This is a genomic window from Mesorhizobium sp. M0189, assembly GCF_040322135.1.
GTDB lineage: Bacteria > Pseudomonadota > Alphaproteobacteria > Rhizobiales > Rhizobiaceae > Mesorhizobium.
Genome location: NZ_JAMYSW010000019.1, coordinates 1 through 22,769 on the forward strand (window position 1 = coordinate 1; position 22,769 = coordinate 22,769).

General features: G+C 62.8%; 21 protein-coding genes and 1 pseudogene. 15 read left to right on the forward strand and 7 right to left on the reverse strand.

What is annotated here, in order from left to right:
- Positions 1-21 precede the first annotated feature (21 nt).
- On the reverse strand, positions 22-1,275 hold the full coding sequence (gene tyrS / locus NKJ09_RS26505) for a tyrosine--tRNA ligase (RefSeq protein WP_352495789.1): 1,254 nt from the start codon (positions 1,273-1,275) through the stop codon (positions 22-24).
- Positions 1,276-1,733: 458 nt separating this feature from the next.
- Between tyrS and NKJ09_RS26510 the strand changes: the two genes are divergently transcribed.
- Together NKJ09_RS26510 and NKJ09_RS26515 are read left to right on the forward strand one after the other, a co-directional pair.
- Complete coding sequence (locus NKJ09_RS26510) at positions 1,734-2,462, forward strand: glycosyltransferase family 2 protein (RefSeq protein WP_352495790.1); 729 nt, start codon at positions 1,734-1,736, stop codon at positions 2,460-2,462.
- Positions 2,455-2,787: a lipid-A-disaccharide synthase N-terminal domain-containing protein gene (locus NKJ09_RS26515; protein ID WP_023674681.1), complete on the forward strand. Its 333-nt coding sequence runs from the start codon at positions 2,455-2,457 to the stop codon at positions 2,785-2,787. Before NKJ09_RS26510 ends, NKJ09_RS26515 begins: the two co-directional genes overlap by 8 nt.
- Positions 2,788-2,815: 28 nt before the next feature.
- Here the strand turns inward: NKJ09_RS26515 and NKJ09_RS26520 are convergent, their stop codons facing one another.
- Positions 2,816-3,466: an FMN-binding negative transcriptional regulator gene (locus NKJ09_RS26520; protein WP_352495791.1), complete on the reverse strand. Its 651-nt coding sequence runs from the start codon at positions 3,464-3,466 to the stop codon at positions 2,816-2,818.
- 6 nt (positions 3,467-3,472) lie between these two features.
- Positions 3,473-4,147 carry an alpha/beta hydrolase gene (locus NKJ09_RS26525; protein ID WP_023717356.1) on the reverse strand — a complete coding sequence of 225 codons (675 nt, stop codon included), beginning with the start codon at positions 4,145-4,147 and terminating at the stop codon, positions 3,473-3,475.
- 238 nt (positions 4,148-4,385) lie between these two features.
- On the opposite strand from NKJ09_RS26525, the gene NKJ09_RS26530 reads away from it, so the two are divergent.
- The 7 genes from NKJ09_RS26530 to sufA all read left to right on the forward strand — a co-directional run bounded on the left by NKJ09_RS26530 (position 4,386) and on the right by sufA (position 11,536).
- Complete coding sequence (locus NKJ09_RS26530) at positions 4,386-5,549, forward strand: cysteine desulfurase family protein (protein WP_352495792.1); 1,164 nt, start codon at positions 4,386-4,388, stop codon at positions 5,547-5,549.
- A 187-nt stretch (positions 5,550-5,736) separates the two neighbouring features.
- On the forward strand, positions 5,737-7,254 hold the full coding sequence (gene sufB / locus NKJ09_RS26535; RefSeq protein WP_023717358.1) for a Fe-S cluster assembly protein SufB: 1,518 nt from the start codon (positions 5,737-5,739) through the stop codon (positions 7,252-7,254).
- A gap of 30 nt (positions 7,255-7,284) precedes the next feature.
- Positions 7,285-8,040 (forward strand): Fe-S cluster assembly ATPase SufC, encoded by a 756-nt coding sequence (sufC, locus tag NKJ09_RS26540; protein ID WP_023717359.1) that lies wholly within the window; start codon positions 7,285-7,287, stop codon positions 8,038-8,040.
- Between the two features lie 43 nt (positions 8,041-8,083).
- Positions 8,084-9,352 carry a Fe-S cluster assembly protein SufD gene (sufD, locus tag NKJ09_RS26545; protein WP_352481178.1) on the forward strand — a complete coding sequence of 423 codons (1,269 nt, stop codon included), beginning with the start codon at positions 8,084-8,086 and terminating at the stop codon, positions 9,350-9,352.
- Between the two features lie 53 nt (positions 9,353-9,405).
- Entirely contained in the window at positions 9,406-10,647 is a 1,242-nt protein-coding gene (locus tag NKJ09_RS26550; protein ID WP_352495793.1) for a cysteine desulfurase, read from the forward strand.
- Between the two features lie 5 nt (positions 10,648-10,652).
- Positions 10,653-11,045, forward strand: a complete 393-nt coding sequence (locus NKJ09_RS26555; protein ID WP_023717362.1) for an SUF system Fe-S cluster assembly protein — start codon at positions 10,653-10,655, stop codon at positions 11,043-11,045.
- Between the two features lie 110 nt (positions 11,046-11,155).
- Entirely contained in the window at positions 11,156-11,536 is a 381-nt protein-coding gene (gene sufA, locus NKJ09_RS26560) for a Fe-S cluster assembly scaffold SufA (RefSeq protein ID WP_006206001.1), read from the forward strand.
- Between the two features lie 202 nt (positions 11,537-11,738).
- Here sufA and NKJ09_RS26565 read toward each other — a convergent pair whose 3' ends face one another.
- Complete coding sequence (locus NKJ09_RS26565; RefSeq protein ID WP_352495794.1) at positions 11,739-12,236, reverse strand: GFA family protein; 498 nt, start codon at positions 12,234-12,236, stop codon at positions 11,739-11,741.
- A 90-nt stretch (positions 12,237-12,326) separates the two neighbouring features.
- Here NKJ09_RS26565 and NKJ09_RS26570 point away from each other — a divergent pair, with 90 nt between their 5' ends.
- Positions 12,327-12,650 (forward strand): TfoX/Sxy family protein, encoded by a 324-nt coding sequence (locus NKJ09_RS26570; protein ID WP_023717364.1) that lies wholly within the window; start codon positions 12,327-12,329, stop codon positions 12,648-12,650.
- 6 nt (positions 12,651-12,656) lie between these two features.
- Here NKJ09_RS26570 and NKJ09_RS26575 read toward each other — a convergent pair whose 3' ends face one another.
- Positions 12,657-13,616, reverse strand: coding sequence for a PfkB family carbohydrate kinase (locus tag NKJ09_RS26575; protein WP_352495795.1), 960 nt, complete (start codon positions 13,614-13,616; stop codon positions 12,657-12,659).
- Between the two features lie 277 nt (positions 13,617-13,893).
- Between NKJ09_RS26575 and recA the strand changes: the two genes are divergently transcribed.
- From recA to NKJ09_RS26590, 3 genes and pseudogenes are all read left to right on the forward strand, one after another.
- On the forward strand, positions 13,894-14,991 hold the full coding sequence (recA, locus tag NKJ09_RS26580) for a recombinase RecA (RefSeq protein WP_023717366.1): 1,098 nt from the start codon (positions 13,894-13,896) through the stop codon (positions 14,989-14,991).
- A 259-nt stretch (positions 14,992-15,250) separates the two neighbouring features.
- Complete coding sequence (gene alaS / locus NKJ09_RS26585) at positions 15,251-17,917, forward strand: alanine--tRNA ligase (protein WP_352481310.1); 2,667 nt, start codon at positions 15,251-15,253, stop codon at positions 17,915-17,917.
- A gap of 81 nt (positions 17,918-17,998) precedes the next feature.
- Positions 17,999-18,777 (forward strand): annotated as a pseudogene (locus tag NKJ09_RS26590) (PhzF family phenazine biosynthesis protein).
- A gap of 277 nt (positions 18,778-19,054) precedes the next feature.
- Here the strand turns inward: NKJ09_RS26590 and NKJ09_RS26595 are convergent.
- Both NKJ09_RS26595 and NKJ09_RS26600 read right to left on the reverse strand, forming a co-directional pair.
- Complete coding sequence (locus NKJ09_RS26595; protein ID WP_023717369.1) at positions 19,055-19,681, reverse strand: glutathione S-transferase family protein; 627 nt, start codon at positions 19,679-19,681, stop codon at positions 19,055-19,057.
- Between the two features lie 11 nt (positions 19,682-19,692).
- Positions 19,693-20,904 (reverse strand): NADP-dependent isocitrate dehydrogenase, encoded by a 1,212-nt coding sequence (locus NKJ09_RS26600; RefSeq protein WP_023717370.1) that lies wholly within the window; start codon positions 20,902-20,904, stop codon positions 19,693-19,695.
- A 206-nt stretch (positions 20,905-21,110) separates the two neighbouring features.
- Here NKJ09_RS26600 and NKJ09_RS26605 point away from each other — a divergent pair, with 206 nt between their 5' ends.
- Entirely contained in the window at positions 21,111-21,977 is an 867-nt protein-coding gene (locus NKJ09_RS26605; protein WP_352495797.1) for an RNA methyltransferase, read from the forward strand.
- 79 nt (positions 21,978-22,056) lie between these two features.
- Positions 22,057-22,701 carry a DUF805 domain-containing protein gene (locus NKJ09_RS26610; protein ID WP_352495798.1) on the forward strand — a complete coding sequence of 215 codons (645 nt, stop codon included), beginning with the start codon at positions 22,057-22,059 and terminating at the stop codon, positions 22,699-22,701.
- The last annotated feature ends 68 nt before the right edge of the window (positions 22,702-22,769 follow it).

Consider the following 22,769-nt stretch of genomic DNA (forward strand, 5'->3'; position numbering starts at 1 on the left):
GCCGGCACCAACGGTTGCGCGTCAAACCGGCCGCACCAGAACGTGCTTCTTCTTGCCGAGCGACAGCTTTGCGACATTTTCCAGGCCCATATCCTGCAGCGTCACCATCCTGCGATCGTCGGCAACGAGCTGGTCGTTGAGGCGCACGGCGCCGCCCTGGATATGCCGCCGCGCCTCGCCGTTTGACCCAGCCAGCCCGGCGGTGACGAACAGCGACAATATTCCGACGCCGGCTTCGAGCTCGGCCCTGCCCACCTCGACGGTCGGCAGTGTTTCGGCGAGCGCGCCTTCCTCAAATGTCTTGCGCGCCGTTTCGCTGGCCTCCTCCGCCGCCTCGCGGCCATGCAGCATGGCGGTGATTTCGGTGGCGAGGATCTTCTTGGCCTCGTTGATCTCCGAGCCGCCGAGCCGTTCGAGGCGCGCGACCTCGGCGAGCGGCAAGGTCGTGTAGAGCTTCAGGAAACGGCCGACATCGGCATCCTCGGTATTGCGCCAATATTGCCAGAACTCGTACGGGCTCAACATCTCCGCATCGAGCCAGACCGCGCCCGAGGCCGACTTGCCCATCTTGGCGCCGGACGAAGTGGTGAGCAGCGGCGTCGTCAGCGCATAAAGCTGCGCGCCTTCCATGCGGTGGCCGAGATCGATGCCGTTGACGATGTTGCCCCACTGGTCGGAGCCGCCCATCTGCAGCCGGCAGCCGAGGCGCTTGTAGAGCTCCACGAAGTCGTAGGCCTGCAAGATCATGTAGTTGAATTCGAGGAACGACAGCGACTGCTCGCGGTCCAGCCGGAGCTTGACCGAATCGAAGGCCAGCATGCGGTTGACCGAAAAATGCCTGCCGACATCGCGCAGGAAATTGACGTAGTTGATATCCATCAGCCAGTCGGCATTGTTGATCATGACGGCGTCGTTGGGGCCGCTGCCGAATTTGAGGTAGGGAATGAAGTTGCGGCGGATGCCGGCCAGATTGTTCTCGATGTCCTGCGGCGTCAAAAGCTTGCGCGCCTCGTCCTTGAACGACGGATCGCCGATCATCGAGGTGCCGCCGCCCATCAGCGCGATCGGCCGGTGGCCGGTCTGCTGCAACCAGTAAAGCATCATGATCTGGATCAGCGACCCGGCATGCAGGCTCCTGGCGGTCGCGTCGAAGCCGATATAGGCGCTCACCGTTTCCGTGGCGAAAAGCTGGTCGAGGGCGGCATCGTCCGAGGTCTGGTGGATGAAACCGCGCTCGCTCATCGTGCGCAGGAAATCGGATTTGAAGGCGGACATTTTTCTTTCCTGAAAGGCTTCCGGCCGAACGTGGCTCGGCTATGCATGAAGGCGGGCGTTTAGCACTCAAGCGCGATCAGCAAAAGTGGAATCCGGTTTTAGCGCGCCCTCTTCCCTTCTCCCCTGTGGGAGAAGGTGGACTGGCGCGCAGCGCCAAGACGGTTGAGGGGTGCTGGACAGAGCGCGGTTGGTGCCAAGCTGGAGCACCCCTCATCCGTCGCCTTCGGCGACACCTTCTCCCACAAGGGAGAAGGGAGAGCCGCGCGTCGCGAGACAAGCGGCTCTCCCCGGAACGGGTAACGTGAGAGGCCATCCAAACCTGAAGCGATCATCCTTCACTTCCGGCGCGCCTGCTTGCGTCCTCGTTTCGGCTGGCGTAATGAGGCGCCGCACCAGCGGGCCTCATCCGCTGGACCGCGCGGCATCGATCGAATGCCATATCCTGTGACAGAGTCGAGATGCCGGAGATATCCATCGTCATTCCTTGCCGGAACGAGGCGGCGAACCTGCCGCTTCTGCTCGACGAGATCGGCGCTGCCATGGCTGGGCGCGACTTCGAGGTCATCGTCGTCGACGATGGCTCGACCGACGACACGCCTTCGGTCCTTGCCGCTCAGGCGGCGCTTCGCGCGTTTCCGCTGCGCCACCTCAGGCATGCGAAATCCGCCGGCCAGTCGCTCTCGGTACGCTCGGGCGCCTGGGCAGCGCGCGGCGATATCATCGCCACCATCGACGGCGACGGCCAGAACGATCCCGGCTATATCCCAGTGTTGATCGACGCGCTCCGGCAGGCTGGTCCCGACGTCGGGGCTGCGCAGGGACAGCGTCTGAAGCGCCGCGACAGCAAGATCAAGCAGCTGGCGTCGCGTTTCGCCAACGGGCTGAGAAAGGCCATCTTGCATGACGAGACGCGGGATACCGGCTGCGGCCTCAAGGCGATCCATACCGATATTTTGAGGAAATTGCCGTTCTTCGACGGCACCCACCGCTTTGTTCCGGCGCTGGTCATCCAGGAGGGCTACCGCGTCGTCCATTGCGACGTCGTCGACCGCTCCCGCCGCCACGGCAAATCGAATTACGGCATCTTCGATCGCGGCCTGCAGGGCGTGCTCGATCTTGCCGGCGTCTGGTGGCTGCGCCGCAGGCGCCGCAGAATGCCCAAAGTAGAGGAAATCAGGCATGGGTAACGTGCTTCAGGAATTGGCGACCTGGCTTCACGATGTTTTCGTCAAGCAATTCGATGCCTGGGTCCTGCTCGGCTTCGTCGCCCAGTTCTTCTTCACCATGCGCTTTCTGGTGCAGTGGGTGGCGTCGGAAAAGGCCAAGCGCAGTGTCGTGCCGATCGCCTTCTGGTTTTTTTCGCTGTTCGGCGGCGGCCTGCTGCTGATCTACGCCATCCAGCGTCAGGATCCGGTGTTCATCGCCGGCCAGGCCATGGGCCTGTTGATCTATATCCGCAATCTCTGGCTGATCGCCAACGAGCGCAAGGCGGCGATGACCAAGGTCGATTGAGCCCGCAACCGGCCTAAGCCGATCGAGATTACTTGCCGTCCAGCCCGCCGTAGGACCTTACCAGTTCGATCATATCGGCCGAGTTGACGGTCTCGCTCTCGAGCCCCTCGGCGACGCCGACGCGGTCGGCGGCCGGCCGGTTCTGGCTGACTTTCCATTTGCCGCTGATTTCGGTGATCGCGATCTCCAGGCCGACAATGCCCTTGATCTGGGACTGGATGAAGGGGGCCGGCGCATCGGTCACCGCCCACGGCGCCGCGCGATTGCCCTCCTGCGACATCGTCAGATCGGAAATCTGCTCGGCCAACCAATCCTGGTCTTCGATCACCTTGACGATGCCGCGCACCTGGACGATGGCGTAGTTCCAGGTCGGTACCACCTTGCCGGTTTCACGCTTGGTCTCATACCAGGACGGCGTCACATAGGCATCGGCGCCCTGGAAGACGACCAGCACCGGCGCCAGGGGATTGTCGGCCAAAAGCCGCCATTGCGGATTGGCCTTGGCCAAATGGGCGCGCAGCCTGCCGTTCGGCGGCACATCGGCGTCTAGAAGAAAGGGAATTGCGTTGGCGACCGGCCCCTCGGTGCCGTTCGACACCAGCAGGCCAAGCGGATGCGCCCGGATCAGCCCGTGCAGGACGTCCGGCCGTGTTTCCTGGAAGTGAGGCGGTTGGTACATCGCCGACTATCTCAGCCGCTTCGGCCGTGGGTCGGACAGCTCCCCGGCCAGCCGGCGATCGAGATAGTCCGCGCATTCCTCGATCAAAAGCTCCGCATGGTTGGCAAAGAAATGGTTGGCGCCGGGCAAGGTCTTCTGGGTGATGGTGATGCCCTTTTGCGTGTGCAGTTTGTCGACCAGGCCCTGCACGTCCTTTGGCGGCGCGACCTTGTCGGCGTCGCCATGGATGATCAGGCCGGACGACGGGCATGGCGCCAGGAACGAGAAATCATAGGTATTGGGCTGCGGCGCGATCGAGATGAAGCCTTCGATCTCGGGCCGGCGCATCAAGAGCTGCATGCCGATCCACGAGCCGAACGAATAGCCGGCGACCCAGCAGCTCTTGGAATCTGGATGCAGCGACTGCACCCAGTCGAGCGCCGCGGCGGCGTCAGACAACTCGCCGGTGCCGTGGTCGAATTCGCCCTGACTGCGGCCGATACCGCGAAAATTGAAGCGCAGCGTGGTGAAATTGCGCTTCTGGAACATGTAGAAGAGGTCGTAGACGATCTTGTTGTTCATCGTGCCGCCGAACTGGGGGTGCGGGTGCAGGACGATGGCAATCGGCGCGCTCTTTTCCTTCGAGGGCTGATAACGACCCTCCAGGCGGCCGGCCGGACCGGTGAAAATGACCTCAGGCATGAAATACTCCACTTGGCATAAATTGCGCGGCGCCCGGAACAACTTTTCCTCTGGCCTTGACGCAGGGCGAGCGTCTTTCTAGAAGCTAGTTTAGAATTGTTCAAAACTGGGCGGCCAAAAACTGTGGCTCGGCCACCCGCGCCGCAAGCCGCGTAAATAGGACGTCTTGCCTTGCAATTTCAAGGAAATAACGCGCTATCTTCGCGAAACGGCTTTTGAAGGGACCAGTTGGACGGAAATGGCCGGAGCACGCGCATATCTCGACTACAACGCCAGCGCGCCGCTGCTTGCCTCGGCGCGCGCGGCCGTGGTCGCTGCGCTCGACGTCGCCGCCAACCCGTCCTCGGTCCATGCCGAGGGCCGCGCTGCACGGCGGCTGATCGAGGATGCTAGGCGCGACCTGGCACGACTGGTCAGCGCCAAAACAGAGCATGTCGTGTTCACCTCCGGCGCTACGGAAGCGGCCTCGACGCTGCTGACGCCGGACTGGCAGATGGGGCGCGGCGCCATCCGCATGAGCCGGCTTTACGTGTCCGAGGCCGATCATCCTTGCCTGCTGAATGGCGGGCGCTTCCCGGCCGCGCAGCTGACGCGGATCGGCGTCGACGCCGATGGCATCGTCAGGTTCGACGCCTTGGCGGCAGCGCTCGGTGCGCATGACAAGGCCGACGGCTTGCCGCTGGTAGCCATCCACGCCGCCAACAACGAGACCGGCGTGATCCAGCCAGTTGGCCGCATTGCTGAAATCGTCAAGGCGGCGGGTGGCATCCTGGTGGTCGATGCCGTGCAGGCGGCCGGCCGCATTCCGCTCGATATGTCAACGGGTTACGCCGATTATCTGATTCTCTCCTCGCACAAGATCGGCGGCCCCAAGGGCGTCGGCGCCATTGTCGCGGCGTCGGACTTGATGATGCCGAAGCCGCTGGTCAGCGGCGGCGGCCAGGAAAAGGGCCATCGCGGCGGCACCGAAAACCTGGCGGCGATTGCCGGGTTTGGCGCGGCGGCGCGTGAGGCGCTTGCCGGCTTGCAAACGATCGATGCGGTGCGGCAACGTCGCGACGAAATCGAGGCGATCGTGAAAACGCTGGTTCCGGATGCCGAATTCTTCGGGACCGGCGCGCCAAGGCTTGCCAACACCACATTCTTCGCTATTGCCGGCATCAAGGCCGAGACGGCGCAGATCGCCTTCGACCTGGCCGGTGTGGCGCTGTCGGCCGGATCGGCCTGTTCATCGGGCAAGGTCGGGCCTAGTCACGTGCTGAAGGCCATGGGTTATGGCGACAGCCTTGGCGCGTTGCGCGTGTCGATCGGTCACGCGACCGGCGCTGAAGACATCGAGCTGTTCCGTTCGGCGCTGGCGACGATCGTCGCGCGGCGGGCAAACAGGGAAAAGGCCGCCTGAGCGCGGCAACGTGACATTTGGGCCTTACGGCCTGGTAGAGCCGTGCGTTCGCATTTGGCCGGGTGAATTTCCGGCATGAACGCACTATATGAAACTTACGCCACTTCGGGTGCCCAGGGGTGCTCGCTTGCGGTGCCATAGTTTGAAAACTGCCGGGCCTTGACCCCGGCGTGGATGGAGAACGCTGATGCCTGCTGTGCAGGAGACGATCGATCGAGTTCGAAAGATCGATGTCGACCAGTATAAATACGGATTCCAGACCGAAATCGCGATGGACAAGGCCCCCAAGGGCCTGAGTGAAGACATTATCCGCTTCATTTCGGCGAAGAAGGACGAGCCGTCCTGGATGCTGGAATGGCGCCTGGAAGCCTATCGCCGCTGGCTGACGCTGGACGAGCCGAAATGGGCGCGCGTCCACTATCCCAAGATCGATTTTCAGGACCTCTACTATTACGCGGCGCCCAAGAGCACGCCCGGACCGACCTCGCTCAGCGACGTCGATCCCGAACTGCTGAAGGTCTACGAGAAGCTCGGCATTCCGCTCAGGGAACAGGAGATCCTCGCCGGCGTGCAGAAGACCGATGCCTCGGAGCTCGAAGAAGCCAGCGACAATGTCTACAAGTCGGGCCGTGTCGCTGTCGACGCGGTGTTCGATTCGGTCTCCGTCGTCACCACCTTCAAGAAGGAGCTGGCGCAGGCCGGCGTCATCTTCTGCTCGATCTCGGAAGCGATCCGCGAGCATCCGGAGCTGGTGAAGAAATATCTCGGCTCGGTCGTGCCGACCTCCGACAATTTCTACGCAACGTTGAATTCGGCGGTGTTCACCGACGGCTCCTTCGTCTTCGTCCCCAAGGGCGTGCGCTGCCCGATGGAACTGTCGACCTATTTCCGCATGAACGAGAAGAACACCGGCCAGTTCGAGCGCACGCTGATCATCGCCGAGGAGGGGGCTTACGTCTCCTATCTCGAAGGCTGCACAGCGCCGCAGCGCGACGAAAACCAGCTTCACGCCGCTGTGGTCGAGCTGATCGCGCTCGACGATGCCGAGATCAAATATTCGACGGTGCAGAACTGGTATCCCGGCGACGCCGAGGGCAAGGGCGGCATCTACAATTTCGTCACCAAGCGCGGCGACTGCCGCGGCCATCGCTCGAAGATTTCGTGGACGCAGGTCGAGACCGGCTCCGCCATCACCTGGAAATATCCGAGCTGCATCCTGCGCGGCGACGATTCCAGCGGCGAGTTCTATTCGATCGCGGTCTCCAACGGCTATCAGCAGGTCGACAGCGGCACCAAGATGATCCATCTCGGCAAGAACACGTCCAGCCGCATCATCTCCAAGGGCATTGCCGCCGGCTTTTCGCAGAACACCTATCGCGGCCAGGTCTCGGCCCACCGCAAGGCGACCAACGCCCGCAACTTCACCAACTGCGATTCACTGCTGATCGGCGACCAGTGCGGCGCGCACACCGTGCCCTACATGGAAGCCAAGAATTCGACGGCGCAGTTCGAGCATGAGGCGACCACCTCGAAGATTTCCGACGACCAGAAGTTCTACGTCATGCAGCGCGGCATCCCGGAAGAAGAGGCGATCGCGCTGATCGTCAACGGCTTCGTCAAGGACGTCATCCAGCAGCTGCCGATGGAATTCGCGGTCGAGGCGCAGAAGCTGATCGGCATCAGCCTCGAGGGCTCGGTCGGCTGACCGGATAAGAATTTTCAGGAAAAAGAAAAAATGCTTGAGATAAAAAACCTGCACGCCCGCATCGTCGATGACGGCACCGAGATCATCCGCGGCCTGAACCTGACGGTCAGGGCCGGCGAGGTTGCCGCTATCATGGGTCCCAACGGCTCGGGAAAGTCAACGCTGTCCTATATCCTCGCCGGCCGCGAGGACTATGAGGTCACCGAGGGCGATATCCTCTATGACGGCCAGTCGATCCTCGAAATGGATCCGGCCGAGCGCGCAACCGCCGGCATCTTCCTCGCCTTCCAGTATCCGATGGAGATACCGGGCGTGGCGACGATGGAATTTTTGAAAGTGGCGATGAACGAGCAGCGCAAGGCGCGCGGCGAGGAACCGCTGAAGATCCCGGAATTCCTCAAGCGCGTGAAGGAAGCGGCCGCCTCGCTCAACATGGATATGGCGATGCTGAAGCGGCCGCTCAATGTCGGTTTTTCCGGCGGCGAGAAGAAGCGCGCCGAGATCCTGCAGATGAAGCTGCTCGAGCCGAAACTGTGCGTCCTCGACGAGACCGATTCCGGCCTCGACATCGATGCGCTGAAGATCGTCGCGGACGGCGTCAACACGCTGCGCTCGCCGGACCGGGCCATCGTTGTCATCACCCACTACCAGCGCCTGCTCCAATACATCGTGCCGGATACGGTGCACGTGCTCTACAGAGGCCAGGTGATCAAGTCGGGCGACAAGTCGCTGGCGCTCGACCTCGAGGCCAATGGCTATGCCGGCGTGATCGGGCAAGCCGCGTGAGATGCCAGCAGGCCCGGAAGGCAAGCCAAACAAGGCGATACTGATGAACATGCACACGACACCCCAGCGAACATTGGCCGAAACGGCGCTGATCGACGCCTTTGGCGAGCGGCTGTCGCTGCTGCCCGGCGACGGCGCGGTGATGCTGAAGCGCGACGACGCCATCGAGGCGATCAAGGGCGGCCTGCCGACGCGGCGCATCGAATCCTGGCATTATACGGACCTGCGCCGGCTGCTGACCTCGGTGCCGGACTTCGATCCGGCAGCGGTCGCGAAAGCCATTGCGCCGATCGTCGAAGACTCCTCGGTTTTGCCGGTCCTGAACGGGGTTTCGAGCGCGAAACTGCCCGATATCGAAGGCGTCGCCGTACAGCGCCTGTCGGAGAAGCTGACCGACGGCAGCATCGCGCCGGGGTTGGATCCCTATGGCACCGATGACGCGATCGGCGCGCTGAACACCGCCTTTGTCGCCGACGGCTATTTCGTCGACATCGCCGACGGTGCCGAACTGGAAAAGCCGCTTGAGCTGCAGAATTTGCAGGCCGGTGGACAGACGCATGTACGCCTGGCCGTCCGCGTCGGTGCCGGCGCCAAGGCTGTCATCGTCGAGCGCCAGGCGGGCGAGGGGGCGGCGCTGGTCAGCTCGGTCAGCCAGCTTGTGCTTGGCGAGGGCGCCGAAGTGACATGGCTCATCGTGCAGGAGCAGCCGGATACGGCAACACATCTCGCCCAGTTCAAGGCGCATCTCGGCAAGAATTCGAAACTGACGCTGTTCGTCATGAATGCCGGCGGCAAGCTGGTGCGCCAGGAGGTCGTCGTGAGGACGACCGGCGAGGGCGCCGACTTCACGCTGCGCGGCATCAATCTTTTGGCCGGCGACACCCATACCGACGTCACCATGGTGCTCGACCATGCCGTGCCGCACACCGCCTCGACCGAAGTCATCCGCAACGTGGTGACCGGCAAGGCGCGCGGCGTCTTCCAGGGTCGTATCAACGTCCACCAATATGCGCAGAAGACCAACGCCAAGATGGCCTGCAACACGCTGCTGTTGTCGGACGACGGTGAGTTTTCGACCAAGCCGGAGCTTGAAATCTTCGCCGACGACGTCGTTTGCGGCCATGGCGCGACCGTCACCGAGATCGACCACAGCCATCTGTTCTACCTGATGGCGCGCGGCATCGACGAGAAGACCGCGCGCGGCCTGCTGGTCAAGGCCTTCGTCGCCGAAGTGATCGAGGAACTGGACGACGAGGCCATCGTCGAGGCGCTGGAACGACGGCTCGACGATTGGTTTTTGACGCACGGGTAGAATTGGCCGAGGGGTGCTGGACGGAATGAGGCGATGCCTCGAGAGAGCTTGTGATGGACCAGAAAGTCGAAAACATTCCCTACGACGTCGAGGCGATCCGCCGCGACTTCCCGATCCTGTCGCGGCAAGTCTACGGCAAACCGCTAGTCTATCTCGACAATGGCGCCTCGGCGCAGAAGCCGCAGGCTGTGCTCGACGCCATCCAGCACGCCTATTCCCAGGAATACGCCAACGTCCATCGCGGCCTGCATTTCCTGTCGAACGCCGCGACCGACGCCTATGAGAACGCGCGCAAGATAGTACAGAGATTTCTCAACGCGCCGAGCACCGACAACATCGTCTTCACCTCGAACACCACGGCGGCGATCAACACCGTCGCCTATGGCTTCGGCATGCCCAATATCGGCGAAGGCGACGAGATCGTGCTGTCGATCATGGAGCACCACTCCAACATCGTGCCGTGGCATTTCATCCGCGAGCGGCAGGGCGCAAAACTGGTTTGGGTGCCGGTCGACGATCTCGGCGTCTTCCACATCGAGGAATTCGAAAAACGGCTGACCGACCGCACCAAGCTGGTTGCCATTACCCATATGTCAAATGCGCTGGGCACGGTCACGCCGATCAAGGAGATCGTGCGCATTGCGCACGCCCGCGGCATTCCGGTGCTGGTCGACGGCAGCCAGAGCGCCGTGCATATGCCGATCGACGTGCAGGATCTCGACTGCGATTTCTTCGTCTTCACCGGCCACAAGGTCTATGGCCCGTCGGGCATCGGCGTGCTCTACGGCAAGAAGGATATTCTGGAGCGGATGCGCCCGTTCATGGGCGGCGGCGAAATGATCGAGGAGGTGACGCAAGACATCGTCACCTACAACGACCCGCCGCACCGTTTCGAGGCCGGCACGCCGCCGATCGTCCAGGCGATCGGGCTGGGTGCGGCGCTGGAATACATGGAAAAGATCGGACGCGAGCGCATCGCCGCCCATGAGGCCGATCTGAAGGACTATGCGCATGAAAAACTGCGCGCCATCAACTCGCTGCGCATCTTCGGCGATGCGCCTGGCAAGGGCGCCATCATCTCGTTCGAGCTGCAGGGCATCCACGCGCATGATGTGTCGATGGTCATCGACCGGCAGGGCGTGGCGGTGCGCGCCGGCACGCATTGTGCCCAGCCGCTGTTGAAACGCTTCGGCGTAACATCCACATGCAGGGCGTCGTTCGGCATGTACAATACCAGGGCCGAAGTCGATGCTTTGGCCGATGCGCTGGAAAAGGCGCGAAAGTTCTTCGGGTGACGACCATGGATGATGCCAGCCACACCGCCGAGACCAATTCGGAAACGACGACCAATGCGGCGGTTTCCGGATCGACAATCCCCGCCGACGAATTGGCGCGGCTGACAGACGACATCGTCTCGGCGCTGAAGACGGTCTATGACCCCGAAATCCCGGCCGACATCTACGAGCTCGGCCTCGTCTACAAGATCGACATCGAGGACGACCGCTCGGTCAAGATCGACATGACGCTGACCGCGCCGGGCTGCCCGGTGGCCGGTGAAATGCCGGGCTGGGTCGAAAACGCCGTCGGCGCCGTCGAAGGCGTTTCCGGCGTCGAGGTCAACATGACCTTCGACCCGCCTTGGTCGCCCGACCGCATGTCGGAAGAGGCACAGGTAGCGGTGGGGTGGTACTAGCATCCGACCAGCCAAAGGCTGGCGCACTTGCGCCGGGTACAAAACTTCACCATTTTAGGTGAGGAATCATTCGGCAGACCTTGAACCTGCGCGCAATGGAGAAGGAAAGAATGGGACGCTTTGCCGTCATCACGATGACCGAAAAGGCTGCCGACCGGGTGCGCGAGATCGTCGCGACCCGTGAGAATGCGCATGGCATTCGCCTCGGCATCAAGAAGGGCGGCTGCGCCGGCATGGAATATACGGTCGACCTGGTGACCGAGCCCAACACTAAGGACGATCATATCGAGCGCGACGGCGCCCACGTCTATGTCGCGCCTGAGGCAGCGCTTTTCCTGTTCGGCACCGAGATGGATTTCGAGCAGACGACGCTGCGCACCGGCTTCACCTTCCGCAACCCGAACCAGAGCTCGGCCTGCGGCTGCGGCGAATCGGTCGAATTGAAGCCTGCCGATCTGAAGGCACTGGCCGAGGCGCGCGCTTCGGCCTAAGGCTTTTCCTTCGCCGCCCCCTCATCCGGCCCTTCGGGCCACCTTCTCCCCGATGGGGAGAAGAGGCTGGCGCCAGCGCTGGGCGACTTCCTCTCCCCTCGGGGAGAGGTCGGATTGCCCCGGATTGCCCTTCGCAATTCGGTTGGCAATCCGGGTGAGGGGGCGCTTGCCCATACGCGATAGCGAACGGGGAGAAGAAACGCTAATCCACCCACATCCCGGTTCGTTTGTGCCAGTCGGCGATCGACTCTTCCGGGTAGACATCGAAGACCTTGTCGCCCTTGCCGATATCGGGCTCGACCCAGTTCGCCTTGTATTTCAGCATCAGATGCACCTTCTCCGGCGGCTTCGGCAGGTTTGTGTCGATTGCCGAGGCAAACGGATGCACCAGCTCCGGCCAGGTTGGATCGTAGAGCCAGAGTGCCGTCCCGCATTTCGTGCAGAAGCTCCGTTCGCCCGTCGAGATCTCGCGTTGCGGGTGCTCGTCGTCCTCGATCTCGGCCCGGTAGACGCCGAGATGGCGCTTGCCCTCGATTTTCAGCGTCTCGTAATCGGCGCCGAGATTGATGGCGAAACCGCCGCCGCCCTGCTGCTTGCGGCAGATCGAGCAGTAGCACAGCATGAACGGCACCGGCGTGTGGCTTTCCACCTCGAAACGCACGGCATTGCACCGGCAGGACCCTTTGAGCAGAAGCGGCATGAAAAACTCCGATGAAACTGATTCTGAACTTGTCAGGATGGTGCCGGTAGCGGCGATGACAAGGGGAAATCCCGGTGACATGATCGCGCCATGGACAACGAGCGCATAGAAGAGCTTTTCGAAGGCCTCGGCCCGGTCAGCATCCGCAAGCTGTTCGGCGGCAAGGGCATCTATTTCGATGGCGTCATCGTCGCCATTGTCATCCGTGGCGAATTGATGCTGAAGGCCGACGCCGAAAGCGCCCCGGATTTCGAAGCGGCCGGCTGCCGGCAATGGACCTATACCGGCTCGCGCCACGGAAAGCTGGTGTCGATGCCCTATTGGAGCGTTCCCGACAGCGCTTTCGACGACCCCGACGAGATGGCGATCTGGGCGCGCCGCGCCTACGAGGCAGGACGGCGCGCCGGCAAATAGGCTGCGTCATGCTTCGGCAATTCTGGGCCGCATTTCACGCCAGGTCCCGCGCCTGGGCACGAGCGCCAGCGCCTCGGCAAAGCCGGCGCTGGTGAAGGCGGCGCTCTCGACGGTGAGCATAGCTGCGGCAACGCCTTCGCACAGTGCCGCGCGCAGCGTCAGGCCGCGCAGCAGGGCGGCGATCGTCGCGCCGGCCAATGCGTCGCCGGCGCCGGCAGCATCGGTCCGCTTTTGGAGCGGCGGTGGCAGGATCGAGAACGCGCCCAATTTGTCGAAACCGAGCACCGGTCCGTCGCCAGCGGTGATCACGCCGCTTTTCAGGCCCGCGCGTCTCAGGCCGTCGACGATGCCTTGGTCGTCAGCATCGATGTCGACGCCGGCGAGCACGCCAGCCTCGTGCCGGTTCATGAAGGCGAGTGCCAGAAGATCAAGCACCGGCGTCAGCCGCGCCGCTTTGCTGGGCGAGACGGCAAGCGCAAACACCGGCTTGCCGGCGGCGAGTGCCGCCAGCCGCGCCACTGCGGAAGACGGCAGGTTGGCGTCGCACAGCACCGCGTCGGCCGAACCGATCGCGTCTCGCACCTTGGCGCGGCGGATCTGCTTGGGAAGCGCCAGCTCGTAGAGCACCATGTCGGCAAGGCCGGCGATCAGCCCGCCGTCGCTATCGACCAGCATCGTATGGCTTGGCGTCGCGCGGTCGAGGAACACCGCCGACAAATCGGCAATGCCGGCGTCGGTGACGGCGCGTAAAACCGTGTCGCCCAGGGCATCGCCGCCGCGCACCGAAAGCAGCGAGGCCGAGACGCCGCGCCGCACCGCACAGCGCAAGGCGTTGAAGGCGGCGCCGCCGACATGCTCGCGCATCGTGCCGGGGTTGGAAGCGGCCGGCACGAAGGCGCCGGCAACCCGGCCGCGCCGCTCGATATAGGCGCCACCCACGGCCAGGATCGTCGGGGATTTCATCATGCCGGCAAAATGCCCTTTGCTGTTGCCCGGGAGGAGACTAGGTCGCCGGGCGGAACCCTGCAATCGCGGGTGCGATTCGGATGGTGACGGCAACGGCGCCGCATGCGAGGCGGGATACGTCCGGAAGCAAAATTGCGAAACAAAAATAGAACAAATATGGATATCAGTTATTTTTCAAACCCTTGGGGCTCATTGACAAATGAGAACAAACGAGGTACATTCTTTTAAGGATTGCGGGATTGTCCGGCCTCCATTGACGACCACGGGGTGATGTATCATGGCTCAGAATTCTTTGCGGCTTGTAGAGGACAAAGCGGTGGACAAATCAAAGGCTCTGGATGCGGCGCTGTCGCAAATCGAGCGTGCCTTCGGCAAGGGTTCGATCATGCGGCTCGGCGCGAACGAGCAGGTCGTCGAGATCGAAACGGTGCCGACCGGCTCGCTTGGGTTGGACATCGCGCTTGGCGTCGGCGGCCTGCCGCGCGGCCGCATCGTCGAGATCTACGGACCGGAAAGCTCGGGCAAGACGACGCTGGCGCTGCACACGGTGGCCGAAGCCCAGAAGAAGGGCGGCATCTGCGCCTTTGTCGATGCCGAGCATGCGCTCGATCCGGTCTATGCCCGCAAGCTCGGCGTCGATCTCGAAAACCTGCTGATCTCGCAGCCCGATACCGGCGAACAGGCGCTGGAGATCTGCGACACGCTGGTGCGCTCCGGCGCCATCGACGTGCTGGTGGTCGATTCGGTGGCGGCGCTGACGCCGCGGGCCGAAATCGAAGGCGAGATGGGCGATTCGCTGCCCGGCCTGCAGGCCCGCCTGATGAGCCAGGCACTGCGCAAGCTCACCGCCTCGATCTCGCGCTCCAACACCATGGTCATCTTCATCAACCAGATCCGCATGAAGATCGGCGTCATGTTTGGTTCGCCCGAGACGACGACCGGCGGCAACGCGCTGAAATTCTATGCCTCGGTCCGCCTCGACATCCGCCGCATCGGCTCGGTCAAGGATCGCGACGAGGTCGTCGGCAACCAGACCCGCGTCAAGGTCGTCAAGAACAAGCTGGCGCCGCCCTTCAAGGTGGTCGAGTTCGACATCATGTATGGCGAGGGCGTCTCCAAAACCGGCGAGCTGGTCGATCTCGGCGTCAAGGCTGGCGTGGTCGAAAAGTCGGGCGCCTGGTTCTCCTATAATTCGCAGCGTCTCGGCCAGGGCCGCGAAAACGCAAAACTGTTCCTGCGCGACAATCCCGACACGGCGCGCGAGATCGAATTGGCGCTGAGGCAGAATGCCGGATTGATCGCCGAGAAATTCCTTGAGAACGGCGGCTCCGAAAGCAGCGACGACGGTTTCGAGGACGACGCCGGGGCGATGTAGGAAAAGCGACGCCTCCCGGAGCGTCAGCCAGGTTTGGATTTGATGTTTTGATTTTGAGTTTGCGTAATCGGTACATTTTGAACCGCCGGCCCCGTGCCGGCGGTTGGCGTTTGACGGCGAGTCAGACGCATTTCAAAGCGCCGGTGAAAGCCGGGATTTGAGCCCATTTGGTGTTTCTGGACAGGCTGCGGTGCGACCGCTAAAAGGCCATGTCTATTTTCCGCCGGCAGCCGGCGGTTCTCTCGAAAAGGCAGTATTCATGAGTGGCGTCAACGAGATCCGGTCGGCATTTCTCGACTATTTTCGCAAGGAAGGTCACGAGGTCGTCGCGTCGAGCCCGCTGGTGCCGCGCAACGACCCGACGCTGATGTTCACCAATGCCGGCATGGTGCAGTTCAAGAACGTTTTCACCGGTCTGGAGAAGCGGCCCTATTCGCGTGCGACGACTGCCCAGAAGAGTGTTCGTGCCGGCGGCAAGCACAACGACCTCGACAATGTCGGCTACACCGCGCGACACCTGACCTTCTTCGAGATGCTCGGCAATTTCTCCTTCGGCGATTATTTCAAGGAGCGCGCCATAGAGCTTGCCTGGAACCTGATCACCAGGGAGTTCGGGCTGAAGAAGGACAAGCTGCTGGTCACCGTCTACCACACCGACGACGAGGCCGCCTCCTACTGGAAGAAGATCGCCGGTCTTTCCGACGATCGCATCATCCGCATCGCGACCTCGGACAATTTCTGGGCAATGGGCGACACCGGACCGTGCGGGCCGTGTTCGGAGATATTCATCGACCGTGGCGAGCACATCTGGGGTGGCCCTCCCGGCAGCCCCGAGGAGGATGGCGACCGTTTCCTCGAATTCTGGAACCTGGTGTTCATGCAGTATGAACAGGTGACGAAGGACGAGCGCGTCGACCTGCCGCGTCCGTCGATCGACACGGGCATGGGCCTCGAGCGCATGGCCTCCATCCTGCAAGGAGTTGATAGCGTCTTCGAAACCGACCTGTTCCGCCACCTGATCGACGCTGCGTCGTCGGCGCTTGGCCGCGGTCCGGATGCGGACACCGTCGCATCGTTCCGCGTCATCGCCGACCACTTGCGTTCGTCCTGCTTCCTGGTCGCCGACGGCGTGCTGCCGTCCAACGAAGGGCGGGGCTACGTGCTTCGTCGCATCATGCGCCGCGCCATGCGCCACGCGCAGTTGCTCGGCTCGAATGAGCCGCTGATGTGGAAGCTGGTGCCGGCGCTGGTCCGCGAGATGAGCCAAGCCTACCCGGAACTGGTGCGCGGCGAGCAGATGATCACCGAGACGCTGAAGCTTGAGGAAACTCGTTTCCGCAAGACGCTGGTGCGAGGCTTGGGCTTGCTTTCGGAGGCGACGGAAAAGTTGGTCTCCGGCGACATGCTGGATGGCGAGACAGCGTTCAAGCTCTACGACACCTATGGCTTTCCGCTCGATCTGACGCAGGACGCGCTGCGCCAGCGCAACATCTCGGTCAACCTTGCCGGCTTCACCGAGGCGATGGAGCGGCAGAAGGCGGAGGCGCGCAAAAGCTGGGCTGGTTCCGGTGAGGCCGCAACCGAAACGGTATGGTTCGCGGTGCGTGAGGAGAACGGCGCCACCGAATTCCTGGGCTATGAGACCGAGCAGGCGGAAGGCCTCGTCCAGGCGCTGGTCAGGGACGGCAAGACCGTCGACAGTGCCGGCAAAGGCGACGCCGTTGCCGTGGTTGTCAACCAGACGCCGTTCTATGGCGAGTCCGGTGGCCAGATGGGCGATACCGGCGTCATTTCAGGCGACGGGTTCTCGATCGAGATATCCGATACGCAGAAGAAGGCCGATGGGCTTTTCGTCCATGTCGGCAAGGTGGCCAACGGCACGGTCAAGACGGGCGCGACCGTCGAGCTGAGGGTGGACCACGCGCGCCGCTCCAGGCTGCGCGCGAACCATTCCGCCACGCATCTGATCCATGAGGCGCTGCGCGAGGTGCTGGGTACCCATGTGGCGCAGAAGGGCTCACTGGTCGCGCCAGAGCGTCTGCGCTTCGACATCTCCCACAACAAGCCGATCTCGCCGGACGAGCTCGAAGAGGTCGAGCGCATGGCAAACGAAATCGTCGTTCAGAATAGCCCTGTAACCACGCGCCTGATGTCGGTCGACGACGCCATTGCCGAAGGCGCCATGGCGCTGTTTGGCGAGAAATATGGCGATGAGGTGCGCGTCGTTTCGATGGGCACAGGCCTGCATGGCGCCAAGGCCAACCGGCCCTATTCGGTCGAGCTATGCGGCGGCACCCATGTTAGGGCGACCGGCGATATCGGCCTGGTGCGCATCGTGTCCGACAGCGCGGTCGCTGCCGGCGTGCGCCGCATCGAGGCGTTGACCGGCGAGGCGGCCAGAAAGCATCTCGACGAGCAGGACAAGCGGCTGAAGGCGGCCGCCGCCGCGCTGAAGATTTCGCCGGCCGATGTGCCGGCCCGCGTCGAGGCACTGCTCGACGAGCGCAAGAAGCTCGAAAAGGAGCTGACCGAGGCGCGCAAGAAACTGGCGCTCGGCGATCGCTCGCCAGCCGGTGTGCCTGCGGAAAACGAAACGATTGCCGGTGTCGGTTTTCTCGGCAAGGCGGTATCGGGCGTCTCGCCAAAGGATTTGAAGCCGCTGGCCGATGCCGGCAAGAAGTCGCTCGGCTCCGGCGTCGTCGTCTTTGTCGGCGCCGGCGAGGACAACAAGGCGAGCGTCGTCGTCGCGGTCACCGATGATCTGACCGGCCGCTTCAGCGCAATCGATCTGGTGCGCGTCGCGTCCGCGGCATTGGGCGGGCAGGGCGGCGGCGGTCGACCCGATATGGCCCAGGCCGGCGGCCCGGACGGCTCGAAGGCCGAAGACGCGATCGCTGCGGTGAAAGCGGCTCTCGAGGCGGCGTGAACCTGCACCGGGGGCGGGCACGGCCGAAATGGCGCGCCGCCCAGCGGACATCCTTGAGGGCCTGATATGCCGACGCTGACGATGTATCAGGTCGACGCCTTTGCCGAACAGGCCTTCCAGGGCAACCCTGCCGCCGTTCTCCTTTTGGAGGAGTGGCTGCCGGAGCAGGTAATGCAGGCATCGCCAACGAAAACAATCTTGCCGAAACGGCGTTTGTGCGGGCGAATGGCAAAGGTTGGGATTTGCGCTGGTTCACGCCGGTCCATGAAGTCGACTTCTGCGGCCATGCCACTCTTGCGGCCGCCCATGTGCTGACCACGGAATACAGTGGTCAGGGCGAAATGGCCTTCGCCACCCGGGTGGGCGAGTTGCGGGTTTCCCAGCGGGAAGGGGCCTATCAGCTCGATCTGCCGTGTTTTCCGCCGCAGCCCGTCGAGGAAGAGCTGAAGTCGGCGCTGCAAGCGATATTGTCTCAGCGGACGGTTGCGGGCTTCCGCAATTTCGAGAACCTGTTTGTCGAGCTTGCCGACGAGACAAGCGTGCGATCTTTCGTTCCCGATCTGCTCAGGATCGGACGTTTTCATCCTCTCGGCTTGGTCATTACCGCGCCTGGGCAGGCCCATGATTTCGTCTCGCGTTATTTCGTGCCCGGAGCAGGCATTCCCGAGGATCCGGTAACCGGCTCCATTCATGCGACGCTGGTGCCTTACTGGGCTGAAAAACTCGGCAAGACGCATCTGTCGGCATTCCAATACTCGCAACGCGGCGGGCACTTGCTATGCGAGCTGGCCGGAGATCGCGTGCTGATCACAGGCCGTGCGAAGACCTTTATGAAGGCGGAGATCTACCTTCCCGATTGAGCGGTATTTCGCAGTGGGTCGCCTTCGGCGAAGCTGCCGACCTCCCCCTTTGCGGGGGAGATGCCCGGCAGGGCAGAGGGGGGTGCTGTCCCTCCGACTGTCAGCCCAATCGGAGCCACGTTCTCAGGCCGTTCCCAATTGGAAAGGATCAGTCGAAGGTTAGCGATCCTTCACACCCCCCTCTGTCCTGCCGGACATCTCCCCCGCAAGGGGGAGATTGGATGTCACTTCGGCTTTCGCTAATCACCAGAAGGCCTATTGCCGAATGCTTGTCTCCTCACTCTGCCTTTTCGGTCTTCGCAAAACCCGCACGCGCCGCGATGCGCACATACCAATCCTGGATATCGGCAAACTCCGCCAGCAGTTTTCGCCCCTCGGCGACCTTGACGAAATAGCCGATGATCGGTGCGGCGTGCAGGTCGGCCAGCGTCAATTCCGTCCCCAACAGCCAAGGCCCTTCGGCTTTCAGCGAAGACAGCGCCTGCAATGCCGTTCTCGCCTGCCTCAACCCGTTGGCGATCACGGCTTCGTCGGGCGGCGTTTTTTCCAGCCGCTCGACGGCGACATCCCAGACCATGGCCCTGTAGGCGTAGGCGTCGAGCAGGCCGGTGATCTGGTTCATGCGTGATCGAGGCCGGGCTTCGACCGGTTGCAGCGCCGGGCCGTCAAAGGCTTCGTCGACATAACGGGCAATCGCGCCGGTCTCGTAAAGGCGAAAGCCGTCATGCTCGAAGGCTGGGATGCGGCCGAACGGCTGGTGCTCGAAGTACCAGCCGGGAATGCCGTCCGCCGCAAAGATGTCGACGGGCACCAGCTCGTAGCCGACGCCCTTTTCCTCGAGCACCAGCCGCACGATGCGCACATAGACGCTGTAGTCCGCGCCGTAGACGACGGGCTTGTCCATGTCGGAGGAGCTCAGGCCATCGCCTTCTGCAAATTCTCGTCGATCTTGTCGAGGAAGCCGGTGGTCGAAAGCCATGGCTGGTCGGGACCGATCAGCAGCGACAGGTCCTTGGTCATGAAGCCGGACTCGACCGTCTGGATGCAGACCCGTTCCAGCGTCTCGGCAAAACGCTTCAGTTCGGCATTGTCGTCGAGCTTGGCGCGGTGGGCGAGGCCGCGCGTCCAGGCAAAGATCGAGGCGATCGAATTGGTCGAGGTCTCCTCGCCCTTCTGGTGCTGGCGATAGTGGCGGGTGACGGTGCCGTGTGCGGCCTCCGCCTCGACGGTCTTGCCGTCCGGCGTCATCAGCACCGAGGTCATCAGGCCGAGCGAGCCGAAGCCTTGCGCCACCGTGTCCGACTGCACGTCGCCATCATAATTCTTGCAAGCCCAGACATAGCCGCCCGACCATTTCAGGCTGGAGGCCACCATGTCGTCGATCAGCCGGTGCTCGTACCAGAGTTTCTTGGCCTTGAACTCGGCTTCGAACTCCGCCTCGTAGACCTCCTGGAAGATATCCTTGAAGCGGCCGTCATAGGCCTTGAGGATGGTGTTCTTGGTCGACAGGTAGACGGGGTAATTGCGCAGCAGGCCGTAATTCAGCGAGGCGCGGGCGAATTCGCGGATCGACTCGTCGAGATTGTACATGGCCATGGCGACACCGGCGCCGGGTGCGTCGAAGACGTCGTGCTCGATCACCTGGCCGTCCTCGCCGACGAACTTGATCGTCAGCTTGCCCTTACCGGGAAAGCGGAAGTCGGTGGCGCGGTACTGGTCGCCGAAGGCGTGGCGGCCGACGATGATCGGCTTGGTCCAGCCGGGCACTAGCCGCGGCACGTTCTTCATAATGATCGGCTCGCGAAAGATGGTGCCGCCGAGGATGTTGCGGATGGTGCCGTTCGGCGACTTCCACATCTTCTTCAGCTTGAATTCCTCGACGCGCTGCTCGTCGGGCGTGATCGTCGCGCATTTCACGCCGACGCCGTATTTCTTGATGGCATTGGCCGAATCGATGGTCACCTGGTCGTTGGTGGCGTCGCGGTGCTCGATACCGAGATCGTAATATTCGAGCTTGAGGTCGAGATAAGGGTGGATCAGCTTGTCCTTGATGAACTGCCAGATGATGCGGGTCATCTCGTCGCCGTCGAGTTCGACGACCGGGTTCGCCACCTTGATCTTCGCCATGGAAAGAATGCCTCGCTTTTGGGGAACGGAACGGCCTTGCCCGCACGGCTGCCGGCCCTGGGATGCGGCCCGTATATCAAAGGCTTTTTGGCCGCGCAAACGGCGAACCGCGCCGTAGTGCCGGCATTCTTTGCGAAAGCTTCATTTTCGCCGCCAAATGTGGCAGGGGACTGCGAAATGCCGCAAACAGCAGTTCATTGACAACCATGACCGCCACCCAGGATCCCGACAACCCTCTTGCCTCCGGAACGCCTGCGTCCGGACCGGCGATCATCCTGGTCGAGCCACAGCTCGGCGAGAACATCGGCATGGTTGCACGCGCCATGGCCAATTTCGGCCTTGCCGAACTGCGCCTCGTCAATCCGCGTGACGGCTGGCCGAGCGAGAAGGCGCGTGCCGCGGCAAGCCGCGCCGACCATGTCATCGATGCCGTCGAGGTGTTCGACGACCTGGGCTCGGCAGTCGCCGACTTGAACTTCGTCTTCGCCACCACGGCGCGCGCGCGCGACAATTTCAAACCGGTGCGCGGCCCGGTCGAGGCGGGCAGGGCGCTGCGCGCGCGGCAGCGGGCCGGCCAGCGCACCGGCATCCTGTTGGGGCGCGAGCGCTTCGGCCTCTATAATGACGAGGTCGGCCTTGCCGACGAGATCATCACCTTCCCCGTCGATCCAGCCTTCTCCTCGCTCAACATCGCCCAGGCGGCCCTGCTGATGTCCTATGAATGGATGAAGTCCGGCCTGGAAGACGAGACCAGGACCAACTTCTCCGGTCCCGAAATGCCGCCAGCTGCCAAGGAAGAATTGCACGCCCTGTTTGCGTATCTGGAAGGTGCACTGGAGGCGCGCGGCTATTTCCGCCCGGCACCGAAGAAGCCGAAGATGGTCGACAATTTGCGCGCAGTGCTGACCCGCCCCGGTTTTGCCGAGCCGGAGCTCAAGGTGCTACGCGGTATTATATCATCGCTGGACAGGTTCTCGCCGGCCATGCCGCGCGGCGACGGATCGCCCGGCGACGATCCAAGGCGGCTCCCGGCGGCCGCGGCACGCGCCGGCAAGGCGAAGGACAAAGACTAGCCTTCGAGTTGCCCATATCTCACCAGTAACCGAATGTTATTTGATGTGATCCATTGTCTGGAAAACGATGGATCCTCGGATGTTTAGCTCGGATATCGGTCGTCCTCGCTTTTTCTTCTATTCGGCGGCCTTGCTGGTTGCGGAAATCGTGACCTTTGTGCTGTGCGTCGTGCTGACCATCGGCATCGAGGGTTTGGCCAATTCGAAGCCCGGACCTTCCAGGGAAGGGCTGGCCGCGGCCGTTCTCGTCGCCTCGCTGGTGATTGTTCTGTTCCGCGCGAATTTCGCCTGGCGTCGAAGCCGCGATGCACAAGGGTCCGGTTGGATCCTTTGGTCGTATATCGTGTTCTCGACCCTGTTTGCGATTCTGCAGGCCGGCACTGTTCTTGTCGTAAAGTTCGACGGCGACGAGTCGCATTCCGGCCTTAACCTGCTGGGATTAGCTCTCGTCGGGCTGTGGGCGGTCATCTTGGCGGCCAAGCCGGCGGGCGGTAGCTCTTCGGATATGGCGTCATCCCTGAGTTTCGACGATTTCGACCCGCCCGGGCCGCTGCGCGGCGCCGCGGCGCCCCATTCAGAGTCGGCCGCCGGCGTGACGGCCCTGGCTCCGGCCTATGCCATGCGGGCCGCACCGGTGCCGTCGAACCACCTTGCATCTCAACCTGCATCTCCGGCGAACGGCCGGCCGCGGGCCGGCGGCTTCGGCAAGCGGGGCCTTGTGTGACCGTCTCGCCGCATCAAGGCCATGATGGTTCCAGATAGAAGCGGCCGGGATAAAGCATCATTGGCCGA